Source organism: Streptomyces sp. adm13(2018), from assembly GCF_008042145.1.
Classification (GTDB): Bacteria; Actinomycetota; Actinomycetes; order Streptomycetales; family Streptomycetaceae; genus Streptomyces.
This window is the reverse complement of the sequence record NZ_RDBH01000129.1, coordinates 940,760-962,952: the sequence shown is the minus strand read 5'-3', so window position 1 is coordinate 962,952 and position 22,193 is coordinate 940,760. Positions and strand designations below refer to the sequence as shown.

Sequence of the window (22,193 nt, the reverse complement as noted above, 5' to 3'; positions counted from 1 at the left end):
GCGCGGGTGTGCAGCGCCTCGCTGGTGCGGGCCGAGCGGGCCCTCGAGGCGGCCCGGCCGGGCGACGAGGTGCCGTCCTGGGCCCGCACGTTCGACGAGGCCCAGCTCGCCGACGAGCTGGGGCACTGCCACCGCGACCTCCAGCAGTACCGGCCGGCGGCCCAGTACGCCGAGCGCGCCCTCCAGCTCCGCCCGCCCGGCTTCGCCCGCAGCCGCCTGTTCTGCCGGGTGGTCCTGGCTACCTCGCGCCTGGCCCTGGGGGAACTGGACCAGGCGTGCGCGCTCGGCGTACTGGGCCGCCGGCCGGTACTGCTGGAGGTCGCGGTGGCAGTGCCCCAGCTCGTCGGCGAGCTGGGCCTCGTCGAACGTGCGGGCCCAGGACGGCACCTCGTCGCCCGGCCGGGCCGCCTCGAGGGCCCGCTCGGCCCGCACCAGCGAGGCGCTGCACACCCGCGCCTCACCGAGCACCGCGTGCCCCCGCGCCTCGACCGCGTGCAGCATCGCCTGGACGACGGGCGGCGCGCCGGGCCCGACGCCCTGCTGGGCGACCCGGGCGAGCTGCACGGCCTCCCGCCCGTGGCCCAGGTAGACGGCCTGGCAGCTCATGGTGAGGAGCACGTACGAGCCGTACGCCCGGTCCCCCGCGGCCTGCGCCAGCCGCAGCGCCTGGACGAAGTAGCGCTGGGCGAGGCCGTGCGCGGCGATGTCGTAGGACGTCCAGCCGGCCAGCCGGGTGAGGTCGGCGGCCGCGGCGAAGAGGCGCCGACCCACGGACTCGCCGTACGTGCCGCGCAGCATCGGCTCCGCCTCGTGCTCCAGGTAGCGGACGAGGGCCTGGCGGGCGTGCCCGCCGCCGTAGGCGTGGTCGAGGGTGCGGAAGAGTTCGCCGACCGACCGCAGGGCGGCGACGTCCCCGCTGGAGACCCGCTGGCCGGGCCCCCGGTCCGTGCCGCGCTGCCGGGGTACGGAGAAGCGCCCCTGGGCCGGCACCCTCGGGTCGTGGGCGAGCCGGGCGTCCGGCGACGCGGCACGCGGATCGTGCGCGGCGCGCGGTTCATGGGCCGGGCGCGGGTCGTGGGCCGGGCGCGGGTCGTGCCCGGCCCGCGGGTCGTGCGCTGGGCGCGGGTCGTGCCCGAGGCGGGACTCCGCCGTGGTCGCGCCGGCCGCCGCGGCGACCGGTGACGACGTCGTACGCGGGCCCTGCGGCGCCTCCCCCCGGGCCACCCGGTCGTCCGCGCGGCCGATCAGCCAGTCGCGGCTGGGTACGACCAGGCCCGCCGGGGTGAAGGCGATCTTGCGGAGCTCGGCGTGGCTGCCGGAGTCCTTCCGCCAGAGCCCGCTGACGATGTCGACCGCCTCCTCGGGGGTCGCCGCGAACTCCAGCCCGGCGTAGACCGGGGCGCAGGCGTCGAGGCCGAGGTCCTGGGCCGAGAGCCGGCGGCCGAGGCGACGGGTGAAGACCTCGGCGATCAGCGCGGGCGTGGTGCCGCGCGGCTGCTGGCCGCGGAGCCAGCGGGTCACCGACGTCTTGTCGTACCGCAGGTCGAGACCGTGTTCCAGACCGAGCTGGTCCACCCGTCTCGCCAGGCCCGCGTGCGAGAACCCCGCCTCGGCGATGAGCGCGGCGAGCTGGCGGTTCGGGATGCGCTGCGGTGGTCGTTCCGTCATCAGCTGTGCGGTCTCCTGCCTTCCGGGTCCGGACGGCAGCCCCGTCGGACCCTCATGGAACGGCGCGAATTTAGCGGTCCTCACCGCCCTAACCGCCACCTTCGCCCCACATTCATCCGATCGTGTGAGGATTGATGGCATCGCTGACGTAGGCGCTCCCGGCCACCTGACGGAGGGCACCCCGGTCCACCTGCGGGAGGGCCACCGCCGTCCACCTGCCCGAGGGCCCTGCCCGGTACCGCCGTACAGTGGCATGGGCGCGAATGACGCATGGTGCCGCACCGGCCCGGGATGATCCCCGGATTCCGGTCCCCGGCACCCAGGAGGAGGCATGGCCGTGAGTGAGCTGCGATTCGTCCGCCTTGGGTTCGGCGCGGAAGCCGTCGACTACCAGGTGGCCTGGGACAAGCAGCGCGAGGTGCACGCCGCGCGGTTCGCCGACGAGACCGAGGACACCTGTCTGCTCCTGGAGCACCCGCCGGTGTACACGGCGGGCCGGCGCACGGCGGAGAGCGAGCGCCCGCTCGACGGGACGCCGGTGGTGGACGTGGACCGCGGCGGCAAGATCACCTGGCACGGCCCCGGCCAGCTCGTGGGCTACCCGATCATGAAGCTGCCCCGCCCGGTGGACGTCGTCGCACACGTGCGCCGGCTGGAGGAGGCGCTGATCCGCACCGCCGCCGAGTTCGGCGTGGAGACCAGCCGGGTGGAAGGTCGCAGCGGCGTCTGGGTGCTGGGCGACCCGGTCGAGCAGCGCCCGGCGCTCGGCGGACTCTCCCTGGACTTCGACCCGCGGCTGAACGACGAGGAGTTCGACCCGCGCCTGAACGGCCCCGAGTACGCCCCGTCCAACGCCGGCCAGCGCCGCGAGGACCGGAAGCTCGCCGCGATCGGCATCCGGGTCGCCAAGGGCGTCACGATGCACGGCTTCGCGCTGAACGTGAACCCGGACAACGCCTGGTTCGACCGGATCATCCCGTGCGGCATCCGCGACGCGGGGGTCACCTCGCTCGCCAACGAGCTGGGCCGCGACCTCACGATCGAGGAGGTGCTGCCGGTGGTGGAGAAGCACCTGCGGGCGGTCCTGGAGCAGGCGGACCTGAAGCCGCGCGCGGTCGAGCGTCCGGTGGAGCCGGCCGCGGTCTGAGGGGCGCCCACAGGAATGCAGGGCGCTGGCCAGAGGTTGGCCAGACGTAGTAAGGCATGGGAAGCAACGGCGTACCCTTAGTTACGCCGAAGAATCGAAGCTACAGGAGCCGATGTGTCCGCAGTCGCACCCGACGGACGCAAGATGCTGCGCCTGGAGGTCCGGAACGCCCAGACCCCCATCGAGCGCAAGCCCGAGTGGATCAAGACGCGGGCGAAGATGGGGCCCGAGTACACGAAGATGCAGGGCCTCGTGAAGAGCGAGGGCCTGCACACGGTCTGCCAGGAGGCGGGCTGCCCCAACATCTTCGAGTGCTGGGAGGACCGCGAGGCCACCTTCCTCATCGGCGGTGACCAGTGCACCCGGCGCTGCGACTTCTGCCAGATCGACACGGGCAAGCCCGAGGCGCTGGACCGGGACGAGCCGCGTCGCGTGGGCGAGTCCGTCGTGACGATGGACCTGAACTACGCCACGATCACCGGCGTCGCCCGCGACGACCTGGAGGACGGCGGGGCCTGGCTGTACGCCGAGACCGTGCGCCAGATCCACCAGCAGACGGCGGAGCGCGCCGAGGGCCGCACCAAGGTCGAGCTGCTCGCGCCCGACTTCAACGCCGTGCCGGAGCTGCTCAAGCAGGTCTTCGACTCACGTCCCGAGGTCTTCGCGCACAACGTGGAGACGGTGCCGCGGATCTTCAAGCGGATCCGTCCCGGCTTCCGCTACGAGCGCTCGCTCGACGTCATCACGCAGGCCCGTGACTACGGTCTGGTCACGAAGTCGAACCTGATCCTCGGCATGGGCGAGACCCGCGAGGAGATCAGCGAGGCGCTCCGGCAGCTGCACGACGCCGGCTGCGAGCTGATCACGATCACGCAGTATCTGCGCCCCTCCGTCCGGCACCACCCCGTGGAGCGCTGGGTGAAGCCGCAGGAGTTCGTGGAGCTGAAGGACGAGGCCGACGAGATCGGCTTCTCCGGCGTCATGTCGGGCCCGCTGGTCCGTTCGTCGTACCGTGCGGGTCGCCTCTTCCAGCAGGCCATGGAGAAGCGCAGCCGAGCCGAAGCGTAGGTTGCGGGTCCGCCCGAGGAACGAGGGCGGACCCGCGGCCGGAGCGGTGGCGAGGCGGAGCTCGACCGGCAGCGGGGAGAAGCGCGGCGCGGTGGACAACGCCACGCAGGCCGTGTGAAACGGAGCACAAGTGATTACCGGCCGGTAATGGCCGAATCGGACGCGGCCCGTACGGCCCCGCAGCTCAGCGGGGACGTGCGGGCCGCGCCGCCGTTTCCGGGGCCGCCACATGGCCGCATCAACGTTTCATCAGTGTTTGACCACCGGGTCACGCCCTGGTAACACCAGTCTGTGAGCCTGGATGCACTCAGCGCCACGCACCGCTCACCACCCCGCTCGTACCCCCCGCCTCGTCTCACCCGCAATCGAGGGAGGACCCCGTCATGCCGGCCGCATCGACGCACGTCCGCGTCACCGCGATCCCGTCCGTCACCGACGCCCTGAAGGCCGTGGAGTCACTGCTCCTCGGTGCCGGGCAGCGCACCGCCCGGCGCAACGCCTGGAACTCCGTCCTGGAGGACCGCCGCCGCGCCAAGGACCGGGTCGAGGCCCAGCACGTGATGGAGGTCGCGTCGGGCCGCACGTCCCGGGCCACGTAAACTTCAGGACATGGCGAGGAAGGCAAACACGGGCAGCGCTGACGCTGCGAACCAGGGGCGGCTCAAGCAGATCGCCCTCACGTACAAGATGACCCGAAAGGCCGACCCGAAGGTCGGACTTGTCGTCGCAGGCGTGGGCATCGTCGTACTCGGTGTCCTCCTCGCGATCGGCTTCCTGATCGGTCACCCGGTCTACCTGGGCATCCTGGGCTTCGTCCTGGCGCTCCTGGCGGCGGCCATCGTCTTCGGGCGGCGTGCCGAGCGCGCGGCCTTCGGGCAGATGGAGGGCCAGCCGGGCGCGGCGGCGGCGGTGCTGCAGAACGTCGGGCGCGGCTGGACGACGACCCCCGCGGTCGCGATGAACCGCAGCCAGGACGTCGTGCACCGGGCGGTCGGCCGGGCCGGCATCGTGCTGGTGGCGGAGGGCAACCCGAACCGGGTGAAGCCCCTGCTCGCGGCCGAGAAGAAGCGGATGAACCGCGTCGTGGTCGACGTGCCGGTGACCGACATCATCGTCGGCGACGGCGAGGGCCAGGTGCCGCTGAAGAAGGTCCGTACGACCATGCTCAAGCTGCCGCGGGTGCTCTCCGGCCCGCAGGTGACGGCGGCCAACGACCGGCTCCGGGCGATGGGCGACCTGATGAGCAACATGCCGCTGCCGAAGGGTCCGATGCCGAAGGGCATGCGGATGCCGCGCGGCGGAAAGATGCGCTGACGCGCCCGACCGGAGGCGATGGCTTCCAGAACCGCTCCATGAGGAAGGCCCCGGACCGCCTGACGGTCCGGGGCCTTCCTCATGCGTGTGCTGCGGCTGCGCGCCGACGGGGGCCGTACGGCGTCAGAGACGGACCTGTACGGCTCCGGAGAGGCGGTCGTGGAGGCCTCGGCCGTCGCGGTCCCAGATGAGGGCGGGGAGCGCCAGGCAGACCAGCAGGGAGCGGAGCGCCACCCGGGGCAGGCCGAGGCGGCCGCCGTGCACGGAGACGACCCCGAGGCCGAAGAGGCGCTTGCCGGGGGTCGAGCCGATGGTGCCGACGGTCAGCACGCTCAGCACGAGCAGGATGACGAGGGCCCAGTTGCCGGTGGCCTGGTTGTAGCCGTCGGTGATCAGGCCGTATGCGATCAGCGTGCAGAGGGCCCAGTCGACGGCGAGGGCGCCGAGGCGGCGCCCCGGGCGGGCGATCGATCCGGGGCCCTCCTCGGGCAGCCCGAGCTGCTGACCGCGGTAGCCGAAGTCGACGCCTGCGTCCTCGGCCGCCGCGCGGGGGCCGGAGAGCCAAGATCCGAGTGCTTGCCTGTTGTCCACGCGACCACGGTACTGCGCCCGTTTTCGATCACTTCGGTCCGGGTAGGCGAACGGCGCGGCCAGGCGGGGGAGCACCCAGCCCGGTTAACTTGGACGAAACAATTGGGTCATGCTTGGGAAATCCCGCCTGCCTATGGTCGGGTCCAGCGTGTGCCACCGCACCGGCCGCACGAATCAGCTGCAAACCCCGCCCCTCCCCGGGCCGGGAGTAGGAGGAGTGGGATGTCCGAGACGCACGGGTTCCAGAACGCCGACGAGGTCAAGAAGTACATCAAGGACAACGACGTCAAGATGGTCGACGTCCGTTTCTGTGACCTTCCGGGTGTGATGCAGCACTTCACGATCCCGGCGACGGCGTTCGACCCGTCGGAGGAGCTCGCCTTCGACGGTTCGTCGATCCGCGGCTTCCAGGCGATCCACGAGTCCGACATGTCGCTCCGCGCCGACCTGTCGACGGCCCGGGTGGACCCCTTCCGCCGCGACAAGACGCTGAACATCAACTTCTTCATCCACGACCCGATCACGGGCGAGCAGTACAGCCGCGACCCGCGGAACATCGCGAAGAAGGCCGAGGCCTACCTCGCCTCCACCGGCATCGCCGACACGGCGTACTTCGGCCCCGAGGCCGAGTTCTACGTGTTCGACTCGGTCCGCTTCGAGACCTCCGCGAACCAGGGCTTCTACCACATCGACTCCGAGGCCGGCGCCTGGAACACCGGTGCGGAGGAGAACAACCGCGGCTACAAGGTCCGCTACAAGGGCGGCTACTTCCCGGCCCCGCCGGTCGACCACTTCGCCGACCTGCGCTCGGAGATCTCCCTGGAGCTGGAGAACGTCGGCCTGCAGGTCGAGCGCCAGCACCACGAGGTCGGCACCGCCGGCCAGGCCGAGATCAACTACAAGTTCAACACGCTGCTCGCCGCGGCCGACGACCTGATGCTCTTCAAGTACATCGTGAAGAACGTCGCCTGGCGCAACGGCAAGACCGCGACCTTCATGCCGAAGCCGATCTTCGGCGACAACGGCTCGGGCATGCACGTCCACCAGTCGCTGTGGTCGAACGGCGACCCGCTGTTCTACGACGAGACCGGCTACGCGGGCCTCTCGGACACCGCCCGCTACTACATCGGCGGCATCCTCAAGCACGCCCCGTCGCTGCTCGCCTTCACCAACCCGACGGTGAACTCGTACCACCGTCTGGTGCCGGGCTTCGAGGCCCCGGTCAACATGGTGTACTCGCAGCGCAACCGCTCCGCCGCCATGCGCATCCCGATCACGGGCTCGAACCCGAAGGCCAAGCGCGTCGAGTTCCGCGCGCCGGACCCGTCCTCGAACCCGTACCTCGCCTTCTCCGCCCTGCTCCTCGCGGGCCTCGACGGCATCAAGAACAAGATCGAGCCGGCGGAGCCGATCGACAAGGACCTGTACGAGCTGGCTCCCGAGGAGCACGCCAACGTCCAGCAGGTCCCGACCAACCTGGAGGCCGTCCTCCACGCGCTCGAGGCCGACAACGAGTACCTCCAGGCCGGCGGTGTCTTCACCTCCGACCTCATCGAGACCTGGATCGACTACAAGCGGACCCACGAGATCGCCCCGATCCAGCTCCGCCCGCACCCGCACGAGTTCGAGCTCTACTTCGACCTCTAGGCCGCACCGCGCGGGCGAGGCACTTCCGAGGCCCGCCGTCCCCTTCGAGGGGGCGGCGGGCCTCGCCGCCTTCCGGCGCCCCTCCGGGGTCAGCGCCCGTAGCGGATCATGGCGCGGACCATGCGGCAGGTGGTGTCCGAGGGCGGGTGGATGCCGAGGTGGTCGGCCGTGCCGCGTATCGTCGCGTTCGTGGCCTTCGACGGGACGTAGACGCCGGCGTCGAGGAGGGCGATCGCGAGTCGCATGGCCTTCAGACGGCGGTTGTGCGTCACGTACCACTCGCGGGGGCGGCCCGCGGGGAGCGGCTTCTTCCGGAGCGGCTTCCAGGGTTCGAGGGACGGTGTCCGGATCACGGCGAGAGCCATGGGCTACCTCCTGGCGAACGGCGGGGTGCGGGCCCTCCCCGGGACCCTCACCTTCACCCCCCATTTTAGAGCCCCACACTGACAATCGCCCCTGGCCAGAGGGGGTTTGGGGGGTGGTGGAGCGGACCCTGGGCCCCCACGACCTCGTCCAGGGCAAGCCCGACCCCGCCGCCTTCCCCCGCACCGCCTGGCTGACGGCGGCCCGGCGGGCCCTGACGGCCGCACCCCACGAGGCCTTCGGGATCGGCGACCCGCACGGCCGGACCGAACTGCGCCACGCGCTCACCGAGTACCTCGCCCGGGTACGGGGCGTCCGCACCGCACCGGACCGCATCGTGGTCTGCTCGGGCGCCGCGCACGCGCTGCGGCTCCTCGCCCGCGTCCTCGGCCCGGCCGACCCGTGGGCCGTCGAGGCCTACGGACTGCCCTTCCACCGCGGCCTCCTCGCCGGGGCCGGGGTCACCACCCTGCCGGTCGCGGTCGACGAGGACGGGGCGCGGGTCGCCGACATCCCCCGCCACGCGCGCGCGGTGCTGCTGACCCCCGCCCACCAGTTCCCCACCGGCGGCCCCCTGCACCCAGAGCGCCGGGCGGGCGCCCTGGAGTGGGCCCGGGCCTCCGGCGGGCTGGTGATCGAGGACGACTACGACGGGGAGTTCCGCTACGACCGGCGGCCCGTGGGCGCCGTCCAGGGACTCGACCCCGAACGGACCGTCCTCGTCGGCTCCGTCAGCAAGAGCCTCTCCCCCGGCCTGCGGATCGGCTGGATGTGCCTGCCGTCCGCGCTCGTCGGCCCGGTGGTCGCCGCGAAGGGGGAGCGGGAACCGCACTCCTCAGCGACCGACCAGCTCACCCTCGCGGAGCTGCTGGCCTCCGGCGCGTACGACCGGCACGTCCGGCGCATGCGCAAGCGTCACCGCCTCCGGCGCGACCGGCTGACCGCGCTGCTCGCCGAACGGGCCCCCGCCGTACGGGTCACGGGCATCGCCGCCGGACTGCACGCCGTCCTGGAACTGCCCCCGGGCACGGAACGGGCGGCCCTCGCCGCGTCGGCCCGGCGCGGGGTCGCGGTGGAGGGCCTGGACCTCTACCGCCACCCCGACGCACCGCGCTCCGGCGCCGCCGACGGCCTCGTCGTCGGCTACGCGACCCCGCCGGAGCGGCTGTACGAGCCCGCCCTGGAGGCGCTGTGCGACGGCCTGTCCGAGGTGCTGGGCGACTGAGGGAGCCGCCGAACGGGCGCCCGGCCGGGCCCTACATCTGCGCCGACTCCTCCGCCAGCGCCTCCGCCCTCGTCAGGATCTCCGTCAGCCGCAGGCCGAAGCGGGCGTCGCAGGCATCGGGTTCGCCCGTACGCGCCGCCGCGACCAGGGCGTCCACGGCCGCGCCGAACGCCCCCACCGCGCCGTCCCAGCGCGGCAGTTCCACCCGGCCCCCGGTGCCGTACAGGGTGAGGGCCGCCTCCGCCGCCTCCGGCGGGGCGCCGAGCGTGAGCGTGGCGGTGCTGCTCGCGCCCGAGGTGTGCCGCAGCACCAGGTGGTGGGTGTCCGCCGGGCCGCGCGCCGCGGTGATCTCCGTGACGTCGCCCAGGACCGGCAGGTAGACCGACAGGACGTGCGGGCCCACGTCCCACAGGCCGCCCTTCTCGCGGCGCCAGGGAGAGGCCGCGTACTCGCTGCTCGACCCCGCCCCGTACAGCGAGCCCAGCCAGTGCGCCTCGCCCAGGAACCAGCCACCGGCCGCCGTCTGCTCCTCGATCCAGCGGGCCGTCGGTTCGGCGAACCGGAGCGTGCAGAAGACCACCGAGGCCGCCCCCGCGGCCTCCACCGCCCCGGCCACCGCGCGCGCCCCGGCGACCGTCGTCGCGACCGGCTTGTCGAGCAGCACGTGGCAGCCGGCCTCCGCGGCCCGGACCGCCAGCGGGGCCTGCACGTCCGGCGGGAGCGCGAACGCGACGGCGTCACTGGCCTCGAAGAGCGCGTCCAGGTCCTCGTACGCGCGCGTGCCCGACGCGGCGGCGAGTTCGGCCGCCGCCTCGGGGCGCCGGCCCCAGATCCCGCTGAACTCGATCCCCCGGTGCGCCGCCAGCGCGGGCGCGTGCGTGTGACCGGCCCAGGGGCCGGTGCCGAGGAGTCCGATACGGGGCTTCGCGCCCAGCTGCTTCGCCATGCCCCCAGTCTGCCGGGTGCCGCCGACGACGGGCCCCGGGGGCCGCGGCCGAACCCCGTATACGACGCGGGGGTCCCCGGGGCCTCGTGGGCCGAGGTCGTACGGGGTCCGGGGCGCGGGTCCCGGCCCGCTCCCGGACGCCGGCGGCCTCGCACAGCGGCTCCGCGAAGATCGGGAAACCTGAGTAACACGGGGTTCACATTCGGGCAACCGACGGGAAATCCCGTGTTGCGAAGCTGCGACCGGACACAGACACCGCAGCTTCTCGCAGCGCCGCGAGCCGCCGCGACACCCGCAGCAGCACGCTCAAAGGATGAGGCCCGTGACCTTCAAGGCTGAGTACATCTGGATCGACGGCACCGAGCCGACCGCGAAGCTCCGCTCGAAGACGAAGATCCTCGCGGGCGAGGGTGCCACGCTGGAGGAGCTGCCGATCTGGGGCTTCGACGGTTCCAGCACGAACCAGGCCAAGGGCCACGCCTCGGACCGCGTCCTCAAGCCGGTCTTCGTCTGCCCGGACCCGATCCGCGGCGGCGCCGACATCCTGGTCATGTGCGAGGTCCTCAACACGGACATGACGCCGCACGAGTCCAACACCCGCGCCGCGCTCGCCGAGGTCTTCGCGAAGCACACCGCGCAGGAGCCGATCTTCGGCATCGAGCAGGAGTACACCTTCTTCGAGGGCTCCCGTCCGCTCGGCTTCCCGGAGAACGGCTTCCCCGCCCCGCAGGGCGGCTACTACTGCGGTGTCGGCGCCGACGAGATCCACGGCCGCCCGATCGTCGAGGCGCACCTGGAGAACTGCCTCAAGGCCGGTCTCGGCATCTCCGGCATCAACGCCGAGGTCATGCCCGGCCAGTGGGAGTTCCAGGTCGGCCCGCTGGCGCCGCTGGAGGTCTCGGACCAGCTGTGGATCGCCCGCTGGCTGCTCTACCGCACCGCCGAGGACTTCAACGTCACCGCGACGCTGGACCCGAAGCCGGTGAAGGGCGACTGGAACGGCGCGGGCGCGCACACCAACTTCTCGACGAAGGCGATGCGCGAGGGCTACGACGCGATCATCACCGCCGCCGAGTCCCTCGGCGAGGGCTCGAAGCCGCTCGACCACGTCAAGAACTACGGCGCCGGCATCGACGACCGCCTGACGGGCCTGCACGAGACCGCCCCGTGGGACGAGTACTCGTACGGCGTCTCGGACCGCGGCGCCTCGGTCCGCATCCCGTGGCAGGTCGAGCAGGACCAGAAGGGCTACATCGAGGACCGCCGCCCGAACGCGAACGTGGACCCGTACGTGGTGACCCGCCTCCTGGTGGACACCTGCTGCGAGGCCCTCGCGAAGGCCGGCCAGGTCTGATCGGCGCTGCCGCACGGCGAGAGGCGCCCACCGCTCCGGTGGGCGCCTCTCGGCGTGTCCGGGGAGGTCCGGTCTCCCGGCATGTGGGAAGCACGACAGGGGTTTTGGCCGGCGAAGGGGTCGTCGGGGGCATTCCCTTCTGGTTCAATAGGGATATGGCCACCACTCAGAACGACACCGCGACGGGTCGTCACGACCTCGAGCCGTTCTGGCCTTCCCGGCAGCATCATGACTTCGACCGGGTGTGTTGCCGCGCGAGGAACGCGTCGGCCCTCTAAAGCCCCGATCGGTTCGGTCCGATCCACGGCCTTCGGCCGACGCGCACGACGTTCGACGTACGACTCCTGTCCGTTCGTTCCTCCGCGCGAAAGAGCTGACTTCCCATGGTCCAGACCGCTCACAGCACCCCCGCCGCCGTTCGTCCCAACCGTCATCGGCTGCGTGCCGTCGATCCCAACGAGGTCGTCGACTTCGCGCAGGTCGCCGACTTCCTGCCGCCCGGTGCCACCCTGCTGCCCGCGCCGCCGCACGCCCTGCCCACGCTGCCGGGGCGGCCGCCGATGGTCGGGTACCTGGTGCTCGTGCCCGCCGACCAGCAGCCTCGGCAGCCGCTCGCCGCGGCCGTTCCCGCGCCGGTCGCCGCCGTGGAGGAGCAGGGGCCCGTCGCCATCGACGGCGTCCAGCGGATCGCCGTCGTGGACGGCCGGGCGCTCGACCTGACATATCTCGAGTTCGAGTTGCTCGCCCATCTGGTGGCGCACCCCCACCGGGTCCACACCCGCGACCAGTTGGTCACGACCGTGTGGGGGTACGGCCACGTCGGTGACGGGCGCACCGTCGACGTGCACGTGGCCCGGCTGCGGCGCAAGCTGGGCGCCGAGCACCGCCACACGATCCAGACCGTGCGGCGGGTCGGCTACAAGTACACGCCCTGATCAGCTCGTCCGTGACCTCGCCCGAAGCCCGGAGGCCAGGGCCAGGGCGAGGTCCACGGCCAGGAACAGCAGCAGGCTGAGGCCGAGCAGCGGCACGAACCACGCCACCAGGACGGTGACCGCGCCCAGCGGCAGCAGCATCGTCACCGGGATCCGGCGCCAGGTCCCGCGGGCCGCCGGGCGGCCCGGGCGGCGCAGCCACCACATGCGGTAGCCCCAGACGATGAGCAGGACGAGGGCGAGAGCCAGGGCCGCGAGGAGCAGTTGGTTGAACAGGCCCAGGAACACGCCGGTGTGGGCGTCGATGCCTATCCGGGTGAGCTTGGCGAGCAGCGGGTAGTCGGCGAAGGCGAGCCGGTCGACGACCGTGCCGTCCGCCGGGTTCAGCGCCACGGAGTCCAGCTGGAGCGGGAACCGGGTGTCCGTCTCCTTGATCACGTAGCCCTTGCCCTCGGCGGGCAGGACCAGGGAGACGCTCGGGCTGTCGATGCCGGCGGCGCGGGCGGCGTCGAGCGCTCCGTCGATGCCGATGTCCGGCCCCCGGGAGGTGGTGCCTCCGGTGTGGCCGCCGCCGTGGCCCTCGTGCTCCGAGGAGCCGCCGGCCGGGGCGTCCCCGACGGTCGCGGTGAGTGTGGGCGTCGCGCCGCCGAGACCGTCCTGGACGGTCCCGATGTTCTCGCCCGCGTACCGCGACCAGGTCAGACCCGTCGCGGAGAGCACCACGAGGCCGGCCACGGCCCACAGACCGACGGTGCCGTGCCAGGAGAGGGTGCGGCGGCGGGAGGCCGGGCCGCCCTCCGGTACGAGGAGGGCGCGGCGGTTCTTCCGTCGCCGGCCGAGCCAGAGCGCGAGTCCGCCGAGCGCGATCACCCACAGCCAGCTGGCGGCGAGTTCGCTGTAGTTGCGGCCGATCTCGCCGAGGTGCAGGTCGCGGTGGAGGCCGTCGATCCAGGTGCGCAGCGGGAGGGCGCCTGAGCTTCCGTAGCTGGGCAGTTGGCCGCGGACCTCGCCGGTGTACGGGTCGACGAAGACGGCGAGTGAGGTGTCCTCGGGGACGTCGGGGTCGGTCATCAGGACGCGGGTGGTGGCGCCGGGTTCGGCGCCGGGCCAGACGGCGGTGACGGTGCCGTTCGGGTTGGCTTCGCGGGCGATGTCGACCTGCCGGGAGAGGGCCAGGGTCTGCTCGCCGACGGGGACCTCCAGTTCGTGGGCGTACACGAACTTCTCGGCCTGGAAGGAGAGCGCGTAGAGCAGGCCGCTGGCGGCGGCCACGAGGAGGAACGGGGCGACGAGCACGCCCGCGTAGAAGCTTGAGCCTCGCCGGGTCGAGGGCGGCCTCCGCGGCGGGGTTACGGGCGTACGAGGGCGCCGCGGCACCGTTCCTGCCCCACCCGTCCCCGGGCAGCCCGAGCAGCGCCCCGCACACCAGCAGCGCGGCGACGGCGACGACCCCGGCCCGGGCGTGCTGCCGCCGCCGCAGCAGATCGGTGGGCCGCGCCTGGAGCGCACAGGGGTCGAACTCGTCGGACTCCAGCAGCGCGACGCCGCCACGACGGCCGGCGGCGGGCCGGGCCGCGGGCCGGGATTCGGACGCGCCGCCCGAGCCTCCGCCGCGAGCCCGCGTGGGACCGTCCGGGCCGGGCCGGGGGACCCGAGGGCCCTCGGCCGGGCGGCCCGGGCTGCCTCTGTCGCCGTCCTCACCGGCCGGCCCCGACCGGCCGCTCACGTCGCCGCTCCGGTCGGCCTGCCCCGGCCGGCTGCTCCCGTCGCCGTCGCCGCGCTGCTGGTGTGCGGGGCGCTGCTCGGGCTGCCCGGGGACGGGTGGGGCAGGAACGGTGCCGCGGCGCCCTCGTACGCCCGTAACCCCGCCGCGGAGGCCGCCCTCGACCCGGCGAGGCTCAAGCGCGTCGACCCGGCGGTCTGGCCCGGTTCCACCCGGCAGGACTTCTCCGTGTGGCCCGCGCGCGGGGCGCTCGTCGGGGACCGCGCGCTGCTGCGGCGGGCGCTGGCGGTGTGGGCGCGGCCGGGTGCGTCCGTGCGGTCCTCCGCGACGCCGGGGACGCCGGTCGGGCCGCCCATGGGGCCGCCCCAGCTGCTGTTCGCCGGGGTGGTCGACGGGGCGCGGGTGGTGCTCCTGCACGACGGGCTGCGGGCCGTGCGGTACGCGGAGCCGGTCGCGGGGACGGCGGGCGCGGCGCTCGACTTCGCGCGGACCGACGGGGCCGACGGCGTCGGCTCGGCCGCGCTGGTGCTGTCCCGCGCGGCCGGCAACGTCCGGTATCTGACGGCGCCGTGGGTGGTGGAGACCGCCGCGCGGGACCTGCTCGCGCCGGGCGAGGAGGCGCGGCCGCTGGGGCGGGACGCCGGCGGGGTGACCGAGCCGATGACCAGTCCCGTGTCGGCGCGGGACTGCACCCGCTGGAACACCCTCCAGGTGCGGGACGGTTCGGGGTTCCGGCTCCTCGCCGACCTGGGGGAGCTCGCGCCCGCCCGGCTCCTCTGGGGGCCGCCGGAGGCGCCGGCCGACGCCACGGGGCCGGAGGCGCGGGCGGCCTGGGCGCGGACCGCGTGCCAGCTGACGGCGGTGCGGGCGCACGGCGTGCGGTCCGTGAGCGCCTGGCGGTTCGCCCGGCAGCCGCTGCCGGAGGGCGCCGGAGTCGGTACGTGGCTGTGCACGCGCGCGGAGACCTGGCGGGGTACCGGCAGCCGGGTCCTGGCCCAGTTCCTGGTCCCGTCGCCGGCCGTGCCCGCCGCGCTCGCGGCCCGTTCCGAAGGGTCGCCCGCGTGCGGGGTGCGCGATCCCCGGGTGCTGGCGGGGGTGCTCTGGCAGGCTCCGGCCGGGGGCTGGTACGTGCTGGCCGCCGGGAGCCCGGACTTCGCCGCCCTGGAGACCTCGGGCGGGGTGAAGGGGCGGTCGGACGGTCCGCTGCTGGCCGTGAGGGCGGCGGCCGGGGCGCGGGCCGACCTCGGCGGGACCCTGCGGGACGGGACCCGGGCGCGGGCGCTGCGGTGACGGCCGGGCCGGCCCCGGCCGTCGGGCCGGCCCACCGGGCAGAAAGAGCGTGCAGACCTCTGTCGCCCACCCGCTACCCCTCAGTACATTGACGCCATGTCTAATACGCAGCCTGCTCCGGTGGCGTCGGAGCACGTCGATCTCAAGGCCCGCAAGGTCTCCTTCGACTGGGAGGAGACTCCGCTCCACTGGGTGCCCGGCGATCCCTTCACCACGCACACCATCAACGTGCTGCACCTGCTGCTCCCGGCGGGCGAGCGCTGGTTCGTGCACGTCTACCAGCAGGCCCTGCCGTACATCACCGACGACCGGCTGCGTGCGGACGTCATCGGCTTCATCGGCCAGGAGGCCATCCACTCCCAGGCACACGACGACGTGCTGCCCCACCTCCGGGAGCAGGGCCTCGACCCCACCCCGTACACCGCGCAGGTCGACTGGTTCTTCGAGAAGCTCCTCGGGGACCGGACCCTGCCGCCGGGCCGGCCGCGCCGCTGGTGGCTCATGGAGCGGGTCGCGATGATCGCCGCGATCGAGCACTACACCGCCTTCCTCGGCAACTGGGTGCTCAACGCCGACGAGCTCGACCGGGTCGGCGCCGACCCCACCATGCTCGACCTGCTGCGCTGGCACGGCGCCGAGGAGGTCGAGCACCGCTCGGTCGCCTTCGAACTGTTCATGCACCTCGACGGCGGCTACCGGCGCCGCGCCCGGACCTGGGCCCTCGCCTTCTCCGCCCTCGTCTTCCTCTGGCAGCGCGGCGTCCGCTTCTTCATGGAGAACGACCCCACCCTGCTCGACGGCAAGGCCTCCCTCGGCCAGTTCGTCCGCAAGGGCCGGCAGGGCGTCCTGCCCTCCACCCCCGACATGCTGCGCTCGATCCCCCGCTACCTGAGCCGCGCCTACCACCCCTCCCAGGAGGGCGACACCGCACAGGCGATGGCCTACCTGGCCTCCTCCCCCGGCGCCAACGGAGGCCACTGATGCCCCGGTTCACCACCGTCGCCCTCGCCGCCGGGGCCGCGCTGCTCGTCCGCCGCGCCGTCCGCAGCCGGATGACCACCGCCCCGCTGTGGCCGATGCCCGCCCTCGACGAACCCGTGTCGGGATACGGCCGGGGCAGCACCGTCCCCCGCAAGGTCCGCGTCACCGCACGCACCACACCGGCCGAGGGAGTCGTCGAACTGCGCCTGGAGGGACGCGGCCTGCCCGGCTGGCGGCCCGGCGCGCACATCGACCTCGTCCTGCCCTCCGGCCTGGTCCGGCAGTACTCGCTCTGCGGCGACCCGGCCGACCCCACCGCGTACACGGTGGCGACCCGGCTCATCGAGACCGGACAGGGCGGCCGGGGCGGCTCGCACGAGGTACACGAGCAGCTCCGCGAGGGCGTGGAGATCGAGGTCCGGGGCCCGCGCAACCGCTTCCCGCTCGTCGACTCCCCCGCGTACGTCTTCGTCGCCGGCGGCATCGGCATCACCCCCGTCCTGCCGATGCTGCGCGCCGCCGAGGCGGCCGGGGCGGACTGGCGGCTGCTGTACTGCGGGCGCAGCCGCGCGAGCATGCCGTACCTGGCGGAGGTCGAGGCGCTGGGCTCCGCCGGCGGCCGGGTGACCGTCGTCGCGGAGGACGAGTCCGGCCACCCCGACCTCGGCTTCCTCGCCGGCGTGCCGGCCGGGACCCCGGTCTACTGCTGCGGCCCCGACGGCCTCATGGCGGCCGTGGCGGCGGCGCTCCCGGAGGGCAGCACCCCGCGTCTCGAACGCTTCTCGGCCGCCGCGACGACCGGCGGCACGGCCTTCGAGGTCGAGCTGCGCCGCTCCGGGCGCACGGTGCGGGTGGCCGCCGACCGGTCCGTCCTGGCGGCGGTCCGCGAGGAGGTCCCCGGCCTCATGTACTCCTGCGGGCAGGGCTTCTGCGGGACCTGCCGGCAGCGGGTCCTGGAGGGCGAGGTCGACCACCGGGACGAGCTGCTCACCGACGCCGAGCGGGGCGACTCGATGCTGATCTGCGTCTCGCGCTGCGCGGGAGAACGGCTCGTCCTCGACCTCTAGAGGGCGGCCGGAAGGTGTCCGCGGGGGACGACGTCACGGCAGGACGAGCCAGTCGAGGGCGAGTGCGCCGAGGAGGCCGGCCACCAGGAGCCAGGTGCCGAGCCGCGTACGGCCGTTGCGGGACAGCTCGATCACGATGCCGCAGAGGATCATCGCGAGTCCGTACACCCCGACGACCAGGACGGAGGTCCGGCTCGCGAGCCGGATCGCCAGGACGACGGCCATCGCGACGAGCAGCACGGAGGCGGCGGCGACGCGCAGCCGCCGCGCCTGCTTGGGCGTGAGGCCCTCCGCGTCGGCGGGGTCGTCGGCCTCGTCGAGTTCGTCTTCCTCGTCGGCTTCGTCGGCTTCCTCGGTGTCGTCTTCCTCGGCGGCCTCGGCGGCGGGTTCGACGTCCTTCTCCACGCCGTCGGCGGGCTCGGCGGCTTCGGTGGCCTTCCGGCGTACGGCGTCGGCCTCCTCGGCCTCGGGGGCCTCCGCGGGCTCGGGGGCCTTGACGGCCGGGGTGTCCTGGTCGGAAGCGCTCATGGGGCAGGAGCGTATCGGACGACGTTAGGCTGTTCGTATGACGACCGGGGTACGCCGCAGGATGGGCGTCGAGGAGCGCAAGCAGCAGCTGATCGGGGTGGCCCTCGAACTCTTCAGCCACCGCTCTCCCGACGAGGTGTCCATCGACGAGATCGCCGCGGCCGCGGGGATCTCGCGGCCGCTGGTCTACCACTACTTCCCCGGCAAGCAGAGCCTCTACGAGGCCGCGCTCCGGCGCGCGGCCGACGAGTTGGCGGCCAGGTTCGTGGAGCCGCCGCAGGGGCCCCTGGGGGCGCGGCTGCTGCGGGTGATGGGCCGGTTCTTCGACTTCGTCGACGACCACGGGCCGGGTTTCGCCGCGCTGATGCGGGGCGGTCCGGCGGTGGGCTCCTCCACCACGAACGCGATGATCGACGAGGTACGGCACGCCGCGTACCTGCAGATCCTCGCCCATCTCGGGGTCGAGAAGCCGTCCGCGCGCCTGGAGTTGGTCGTCCGGTCCTGGGTGTCGCTCGCCGAGTCGACGGCGCTGATCTGGCTGGACGGGCGCCGGGTGCCGCGCACGGAGCTGGAGTTGCAGCTCGTGCACGACTTCGCGGCCCTCGCCGCGGTGAGCGCCGCCTACGACCCGGACATGGCGGGGATCCTGGTGGGGATCCTCGCGGACGAGCCGGCGGACGGACCCTTCGGGGAGCTGGTGGGCCGGCTGGTGGCGCTGGTACCGACCGTCGCGCCGGAGGGCGGCGCGCCCTCCGTCCCGGATCAGCGCCCCCTGTAAGGCGGTTCGAGGCCAGGAACGTCGTACCGCCGGCGGGGAGCCGGGAAGGCTCCCCGCCGGCGGCGTGTGTCACGGGACTCAGCGGGCCTTGAAGACCGCCACCGTCCGCGCCGGGACCGTGAAGGTGCCCGAACCGGCCTCGTAGGAGGCGGACTTCACGACGGTGTCGGCGCCGCCCGCCTGGACCGGGTGGAGGCGGTAACCCCGCCCGGCCAGTTCGGCGACCCGCTGCGAGGTGGCCGCCGGGCTCGCGTTGAGGACGACGACCAGGTCACCGAGGCGCATGGTGATGACGCCCGGGGTCTCCTCGCGGCCGGAGAGCGGGAAGGACAGGGCGTCCTGCACCTGCCCCGCGGTCGCGAGGGAGAACGCCTTCTCGGTGGTACGGATCTTCTGGAGGTCGCGGTACGCGGCGGAGGCGCCGTCGATCTGCGCGCAGCCGACCGTGAGGTTCGGGTTCACCAGGAGCGGCTTGCCGTGGCCCCACTTGGGCTTGTTGTCGGTGGCCGGCGGGAGGCCGCGGCCGAAGCCGTTGCCGTCGCGGCAGTCCCAGTGGATCGCGTTGAACCAGTCGCCGCTGTCGTACGAGTTGCGGTCCAGGGACTTGGAGCGCAGCAGGTCCGAACCGGCCTGGGAGAGCGCCGGGCCCTGCGAGAGGGTCGCGGTGGCCATCGCGAGGACCTGCATGCGGGCCCGGTCCGCCGCCGAGGTGCCCGCCGGGAGCTTGAAGGCGAGTGCGTCGTACAGGGTCTCGTTGTCGTGCGCGTCGGCGTAGGCGAGGGCATCGCCGGGGGCGGCGGCGTAGCCCGCCGGGGAGCCGTTGTAGTCGACCTGGGAGCCCTTGACCGTACGGCCGGAGGTGTCGGTGAAGGAGTAGTCGGCGAGGTTGCCGGTCAGGCCGACCTTGATCAGGTCCTGGTAGTGGAGGAGCCGGGCCTTCTGCTCGGCGGGGGTGCCGTTGGCGGTGGAGGTGTTGGGGGCGGTGAAGAGGCCGGAGGCGAAGCCCTGGACGCCGGGGTCCTCGTCGAAGGGGCCGCCGCCGCGGACGGCGTCACGGGCCCGGTCGGAGAAGGTGGCGACGCCGGTGCCGGCCATGTTCTTCTGGGTGGCCTGGACGAAGCGGGCGTCGTCGGCGATCTCGCCGAAGTTCCAGCCCTCGCCGTAGAGGACGATCGACTTGCCGTCGACGCCGTCCTTGGCGGGGGTCAGCCCGTCGAGGGCCTTGCGCACGGCCAGGATGTTGGCCTTGGGGTGGTGGCCCATGAGGTCGAAGCGGAAGCCGTCGACCTTGTACTCCCTGGCCCAGGTGACGAGGGAGTCGACGACGAGCTTGCCCATCATCGCGTTCTCGGTCGCGGTGTTGGCGCAGCAGGTCGAGGTGGCGACGGTGCCGTCGGCCTGGAGGCGCTGGTAGTAGCCGGGGACGATGCGGTCGAGGACGGACTTGTCGGACTGTCCGGAGGCGACGGTGTGGTTGTAGACGACGTCCATGACGGTGCGCAGGCCGTCGCGGTTGAGGGCCTGGACCATCTGCCGGAACTCGACGGTGCGGCGGGTGCCTTCGGGGTCGGTGCTGTAGGAGCCCTCGGGGACGGTGTAGTGCAGCGGGTCGTAGCCCCAGTTGTAGGCGTCCTTGGCCGCGGCGGCGGCGACGCAGGCCTGCTGCTCGTCGGAGTCGGGGGCGTAGACCTTGAGGTCGCAGGCGGGTTCGGTCCGGTCGGACTTCTTCTCGGGGATGGTGCCGATGTCGAAGGCCGGGAGGAGGTGGACGTAGGAGGTGCCGGAGGCGGCGAGGTCGCGCAGGTGCCGGGAGCCCTTGCTGTCCCGGTCGGTGAAGGCGAGGTAGGTGCCCCGGTGGTCCTTCTCGGCCGTGGTGTCCGCGACGGAGAAGTCACGGATGTGGAGTTCCTGGATCTGGGCGTCCCGCAGCGGTACGGCGGCGGGCTTCCTGAGGGAGTTCCAGCCCTTGGGCGCCAGCTTCGGGTCGGTGAGGTCGACGGCGAGGCTGCGGGCGGAGTCGGTGGTGAGGGCGGTGGAGTAGGGGTCGGTGACCTTGTTGGTGACGATCTTCTGGACGGTGGGGGCCCAGACCTTCACGACGTAGCGGTACGGCTTGCCGGTCCAGGACTTGGGGCCGGTGGCGGACCAGACCCCGGAGGTGTCGTCGCGCCGCATGGGCACGGTCCGGCCGTCGAGTTCGAGGGCGACGGACTGCGCGGTGGGGGCCCAGACGGAGAGGTCGACCCGGCCGCCGCGGAAGACGGGGCCGAGGGCGGCGCCGGTGGCCTTCTTGGCGTACAGGTCGTCGAGGACGCCGGCGGTCTGCACGCCGGTGGCGGCGAGCAGGGCGCCGTTGGCGGCGCGCTGGGTGGCGATCAGCTGTCCGCGCAGGGAGTCGCGGACGCGGTCGGTGTCGCGCGGGTCGACGGTGAAGGCCGGGTACGCCGACAGGTGCGGGTACTTCGCCTTCTGGGCGTCGGTCAGGGCGGTCTGCCGGAGCCGGAGCCACTGGCCCTCGGTGTTCAGGGCGCCGTCGGTGACGGTGATCCCGCCGTCCTTCGCGTAGACGAGCTGCTGGCTGGTGGCCTCGGTGGGCTTGACCTTCCAGACGACGGTGTTCCGGTCGATCCACTGGGCCTCGGCCTTGCCGAGGTCGAGGTTCGGGGCGCCGCCGACGGTGGGGAGGAGGTACGCGGGCTGTCCGGCGAGGGCCCAGACCTCGTGGCCGAGGCTCGCCAGGTCGAGGGACCGGTCGGTGGGGAGGTCCTTCTCGTCGCCCTTGTGGAGGATGTACGAGAGGGAGGTGGCGCCCTCGGTGAGCGGGACCTCGTAGACGGCGCCGTAGGCGTCGGTCCGGGTCGGCATGAGGGGCTTGGACCAGTCGGTGGGCTGGGCGGCCCCGGTCCAGGTGTGGAGGCCCCAGCCCTCGTAGTTCCCGTCGGGCCGCTGGTAGTGGAGGACGGCCTTGGTCTTGTCCTGCGGGGCCGGGGACGGGTTCGTGTCGGACTGGCCGTCCTGGCCCTGGGTGATCCAGACCTCGCCGGTGCGGCCGAGGTCGACGCTGCGCTGCGGGCCGTCGGCGGTGCCGTTCTTCTCGACGGTGTACGCGACGGTGGAGGCGCCTTCGGGGACCTTCACCCAGGCGAAGGCGCCGTGGGCGTCGCGGCCGGTGAACGCGGCCTCCTGGCCGGCGCCCTTGAGGGTCCAGCCGTCGTAGTTCCCGTCCTCGCGCCGGTAGTGGACGACGGCGTGGGTGCGTTCGACGGCGACCGGCTTCTCGGGGGCGGGGGCCTGTCCGGCGGTGCTCGCGGCGGTGGCGCTCGCGATGCGGCCGGCGCTGTCGACGACGACGGCCTTGTAGCGCAGGGCGGTGCCGGCGGGGGCGGCGACGTGCTGGGTGACCTTGTAGGGGGCGTGGTCGGCGGTGCCGAGGGTCTGCCAGCGGCCGGTGCCGGTCTGGGCGGCGAAGACGACGCGGTTGAGGCCGCCGCCGCTGACGTCGGCGGTGAGCTCGACGGTGCCGGTGGCTCCGGAGGCGGGCGCCCTGAGGCTGACGGAGGGCTTCTTC

Annotated in this window: 18 protein-coding genes and 1 pseudogene; 12 read left to right on the top strand and 7 right to left on the bottom strand. The window is 73.2% G+C overall.

Annotation, left to right across the window (positions count from 1 at the left end):
• On the bottom strand, positions 1 to 1,668 hold a 1,668-nt coding region (locus EAO70_RS21030), incomplete at its 3' end, for a hypothetical protein (RefSeq protein WP_261992973.1).
• A gap of 337 nt (positions 1,669 to 2,005) precedes the next feature.
• Between EAO70_RS21030 and lipB the strand changes: the two genes are divergently transcribed.
• From lipB to EAO70_RS21010, 4 genes are all read left to right on the top strand, one after another.
• On the top strand, positions 2,006 to 2,815 hold the full coding sequence (lipB, locus tag EAO70_RS21025; protein WP_148004413.1) for a lipoyl(octanoyl) transferase LipB: 810 nt from the start codon (positions 2,006 to 2,008) through the stop codon (positions 2,813 to 2,815).
• 114 nt (positions 2,816 to 2,929) lie between these two features.
• Positions 2,930 to 3,883, top strand: a complete 954-nt coding sequence (lipA, locus tag EAO70_RS21020) for a lipoyl synthase (protein ID WP_148004412.1) — start codon at positions 2,930 to 2,932, stop codon at positions 3,881 to 3,883.
• A gap of 383 nt (positions 3,884 to 4,266) precedes the next feature.
• Positions 4,267 to 4,482 carry a hypothetical protein gene (locus EAO70_RS21015; protein WP_148004411.1) on the top strand — a complete coding sequence of 72 codons (216 nt, stop codon included), beginning with the start codon at positions 4,267 to 4,269 and terminating at the stop codon, positions 4,480 to 4,482.
• A 10-nt stretch (positions 4,483 to 4,492) separates the two neighbouring features.
• Positions 4,493 to 5,197, top strand: a complete 705-nt coding sequence (locus EAO70_RS21010) for a DUF4191 domain-containing protein (protein ID WP_148004410.1) — start codon at positions 4,493 to 4,495, stop codon at positions 5,195 to 5,197.
• 123 nt (positions 5,198 to 5,320) lie between these two features.
• On the opposite strand, the gene EAO70_RS21005 is transcribed toward EAO70_RS21010, so the two are convergent.
• A complete protein-coding gene (locus tag EAO70_RS21005) occupies positions 5,321 to 5,788 on the bottom strand; it encodes an RDD family protein (protein ID WP_148004409.1) in 468 nt (155 codons plus the stop codon).
• A gap of 222 nt (positions 5,789 to 6,010) precedes the next feature.
• On the opposite strand from EAO70_RS21005, the gene glnA reads away from it, so the two are divergent.
• On the top strand, positions 6,011 to 7,435 hold the full coding sequence (gene glnA, locus EAO70_RS21000; RefSeq protein ID WP_148004408.1) for a type I glutamate--ammonia ligase: 1,425 nt from the start codon (positions 6,011 to 6,013) through the stop codon (positions 7,433 to 7,435).
• Positions 7,436 to 7,524: 89 nt separating this feature from the next.
• Here glnA and EAO70_RS20995 read toward each other — a convergent pair whose 3' ends face one another.
• The gene (locus EAO70_RS20995) at positions 7,525 to 7,800 is read right to left on the bottom strand and encodes a hypothetical protein (protein ID WP_148004407.1); all 276 of its coding nucleotides are present in this window, start codon (positions 7,798 to 7,800) and stop codon (positions 7,525 to 7,527) included.
• Between EAO70_RS20995 and EAO70_RS20990 the strand changes: the two are divergent.
• Positions 7,737 to 9,002, top strand: a pseudogene (locus EAO70_RS20990) (PLP-dependent aminotransferase family protein); the annotation flags it as partial. The gene EAO70_RS20995 and the pseudogene EAO70_RS20990 overlap by 64 nt on opposite strands.
• Positions 9,003 to 9,054: 52 nt before the next feature.
• Here the strand turns inward: EAO70_RS20990 and EAO70_RS20985 are convergent.
• A complete protein-coding gene (locus EAO70_RS20985) occupies positions 9,055 to 9,969 on the bottom strand; it encodes a Gfo/Idh/MocA family protein (RefSeq protein WP_148004406.1) in 915 nt (304 codons plus the stop codon).
• 322 nt (positions 9,970 to 10,291) lie between these two features.
• Here EAO70_RS20985 and glnII point away from each other — a divergent pair, with 322 nt between their 5' ends.
• Together glnII and EAO70_RS20975 are read left to right on the top strand one after the other, a co-directional pair.
• Complete coding sequence (glnII, locus tag EAO70_RS20980) at positions 10,292 to 11,323, top strand: glutamine synthetase (protein ID WP_148004405.1); 1,032 nt, start codon at positions 10,292 to 10,294, stop codon at positions 11,321 to 11,323.
• A gap of 383 nt (positions 11,324 to 11,706) precedes the next feature.
• The gene (locus EAO70_RS20975; protein ID WP_148004404.1) at positions 11,707 to 12,258 is read left to right on the top strand and encodes a winged helix-turn-helix domain-containing protein; all 552 of its coding nucleotides are present in this window, start codon (positions 11,707 to 11,709) and stop codon (positions 12,256 to 12,258) included.
• On the opposite strand, the gene EAO70_RS20970 is transcribed toward EAO70_RS20975, so the two are convergent.
• Positions 12,259 to 13,635 (bottom strand): PepSY-associated TM helix domain-containing protein, encoded by a 1,377-nt coding sequence (locus EAO70_RS20970; protein ID WP_148004403.1) that lies wholly within the window; start codon positions 13,633 to 13,635, stop codon positions 12,259 to 12,261.
• An 85-nt stretch (positions 13,636 to 13,720) separates the two neighbouring features.
• On the opposite strand from EAO70_RS20970, the gene EAO70_RS20960 reads away from it, so the two are divergent.
• The 3 genes from EAO70_RS20960 to EAO70_RS20950 all read left to right on the top strand — a co-directional run bounded on the left by EAO70_RS20960 (position 13,721) and on the right by EAO70_RS20950 (position 17,319).
• Entirely contained in the window at positions 13,721 to 15,271 is a 1,551-nt protein-coding gene (locus EAO70_RS20960; RefSeq protein WP_261992971.1) for a hypothetical protein, read from the top strand.
• Between the two features lie 96 nt (positions 15,272 to 15,367).
• On the top strand, positions 15,368 to 16,252 hold the full coding sequence (locus EAO70_RS20955) for a metal-dependent hydrolase (RefSeq protein ID WP_148004402.1): 885 nt from the start codon (positions 15,368 to 15,370) through the stop codon (positions 16,250 to 16,252).
• Positions 16,252 to 17,319 (top strand): PDR/VanB family oxidoreductase, encoded by a 1,068-nt coding sequence (locus tag EAO70_RS20950; protein WP_148004401.1) that lies wholly within the window; start codon positions 16,252 to 16,254, stop codon positions 17,317 to 17,319. Before EAO70_RS20955 ends, EAO70_RS20950 begins: the two co-directional genes overlap by 1 nt.
• 33 nt (positions 17,320 to 17,352) lie before the next feature.
• Here the strand turns inward: EAO70_RS20950 and EAO70_RS20945 are convergent, their stop codons facing one another.
• The gene (locus EAO70_RS20945) at positions 17,353 to 17,847 is read right to left on the bottom strand and encodes a hypothetical protein (protein ID WP_148004400.1); all 495 of its coding nucleotides are present in this window, start codon (positions 17,845 to 17,847) and stop codon (positions 17,353 to 17,355) included.
• 37 nt (positions 17,848 to 17,884) lie between these two features.
• Between EAO70_RS20945 and EAO70_RS20940 the strand changes: the two genes are divergently transcribed.
• Positions 17,885 to 18,625: a TetR/AcrR family transcriptional regulator gene (locus EAO70_RS20940; protein WP_148004399.1), complete on the top strand. Its 741-nt coding sequence runs from the start codon at positions 17,885 to 17,887 to the stop codon at positions 18,623 to 18,625.
• Positions 18,626 to 18,703: 78 nt separating this feature from the next.
• Here the strand turns inward: EAO70_RS20940 and pulA are convergent.
• Positions 18,704 to 22,193 (bottom strand): pullulanase-type alpha-1,6-glucosidase (gene pulA / locus EAO70_RS20935; RefSeq protein WP_148005271.1); only part of this gene is annotated, 3,490 nt, incomplete at its 5' end.

What these genes read in the sequence shown, in the direction of transcription:
- EAO70_RS20945 (WP_148004400.1), bottom strand. Translation starts at nt 17,847, where the DNA reads ATGAGCGCTTCCGACCAGGACACCCCGGCCGTCAAGGCCCCCGAGCCC.
- EAO70_RS20950 (WP_148004401.1), top strand. Translation starts at nt 16,252, where the DNA reads ATGCCCCGGTTCACCACCGTCGCCCTCGCCGCCGGGGCCGCGCTGCTC.
- EAO70_RS21015 (WP_148004411.1), top strand. Translation starts at nt 4,267, where the DNA reads ATGCCGGCCGCATCGACGCACGTCCGCGTCACCGCGATCCCGTCCGTC.
- glnA (WP_148004408.1), top strand. Translation starts at nt 6,011, where the DNA reads ATGTCCGAGACGCACGGGTTCCAGAACGCCGACGAGGTCAAGAAGTAC.
- EAO70_RS20955 (WP_148004402.1), top strand. Translation starts at nt 15,368, where the DNA reads ATGTCTAATACGCAGCCTGCTCCGGTGGCGTCGGAGCACGTCGATCTC.
- EAO70_RS20985 (WP_148004406.1), bottom strand. Translation starts at nt 9,969, where the DNA reads ATGGCGAAGCAGCTGGGCGCGAAGCCCCGTATCGGACTCCTCGGCACC.
- EAO70_RS20940 (WP_148004399.1), top strand. Translation starts at nt 17,885, where the DNA reads ATGACGACCGGGGTACGCCGCAGGATGGGCGTCGAGGAGCGCAAGCAG.
- EAO70_RS20975 (WP_148004404.1), top strand. Translation starts at nt 11,707, where the DNA reads ATGGTCCAGACCGCTCACAGCACCCCCGCCGCCGTTCGTCCCAACCGT.
- EAO70_RS21010 (WP_148004410.1), top strand. Translation starts at nt 4,493, where the DNA reads ATGGCGAGGAAGGCAAACACGGGCAGCGCTGACGCTGCGAACCAGGGG.
- EAO70_RS20995 (WP_148004407.1), bottom strand. Translation starts at nt 7,800, where the DNA reads ATGGCTCTCGCCGTGATCCGGACACCGTCCCTCGAACCCTGGAAGCCG.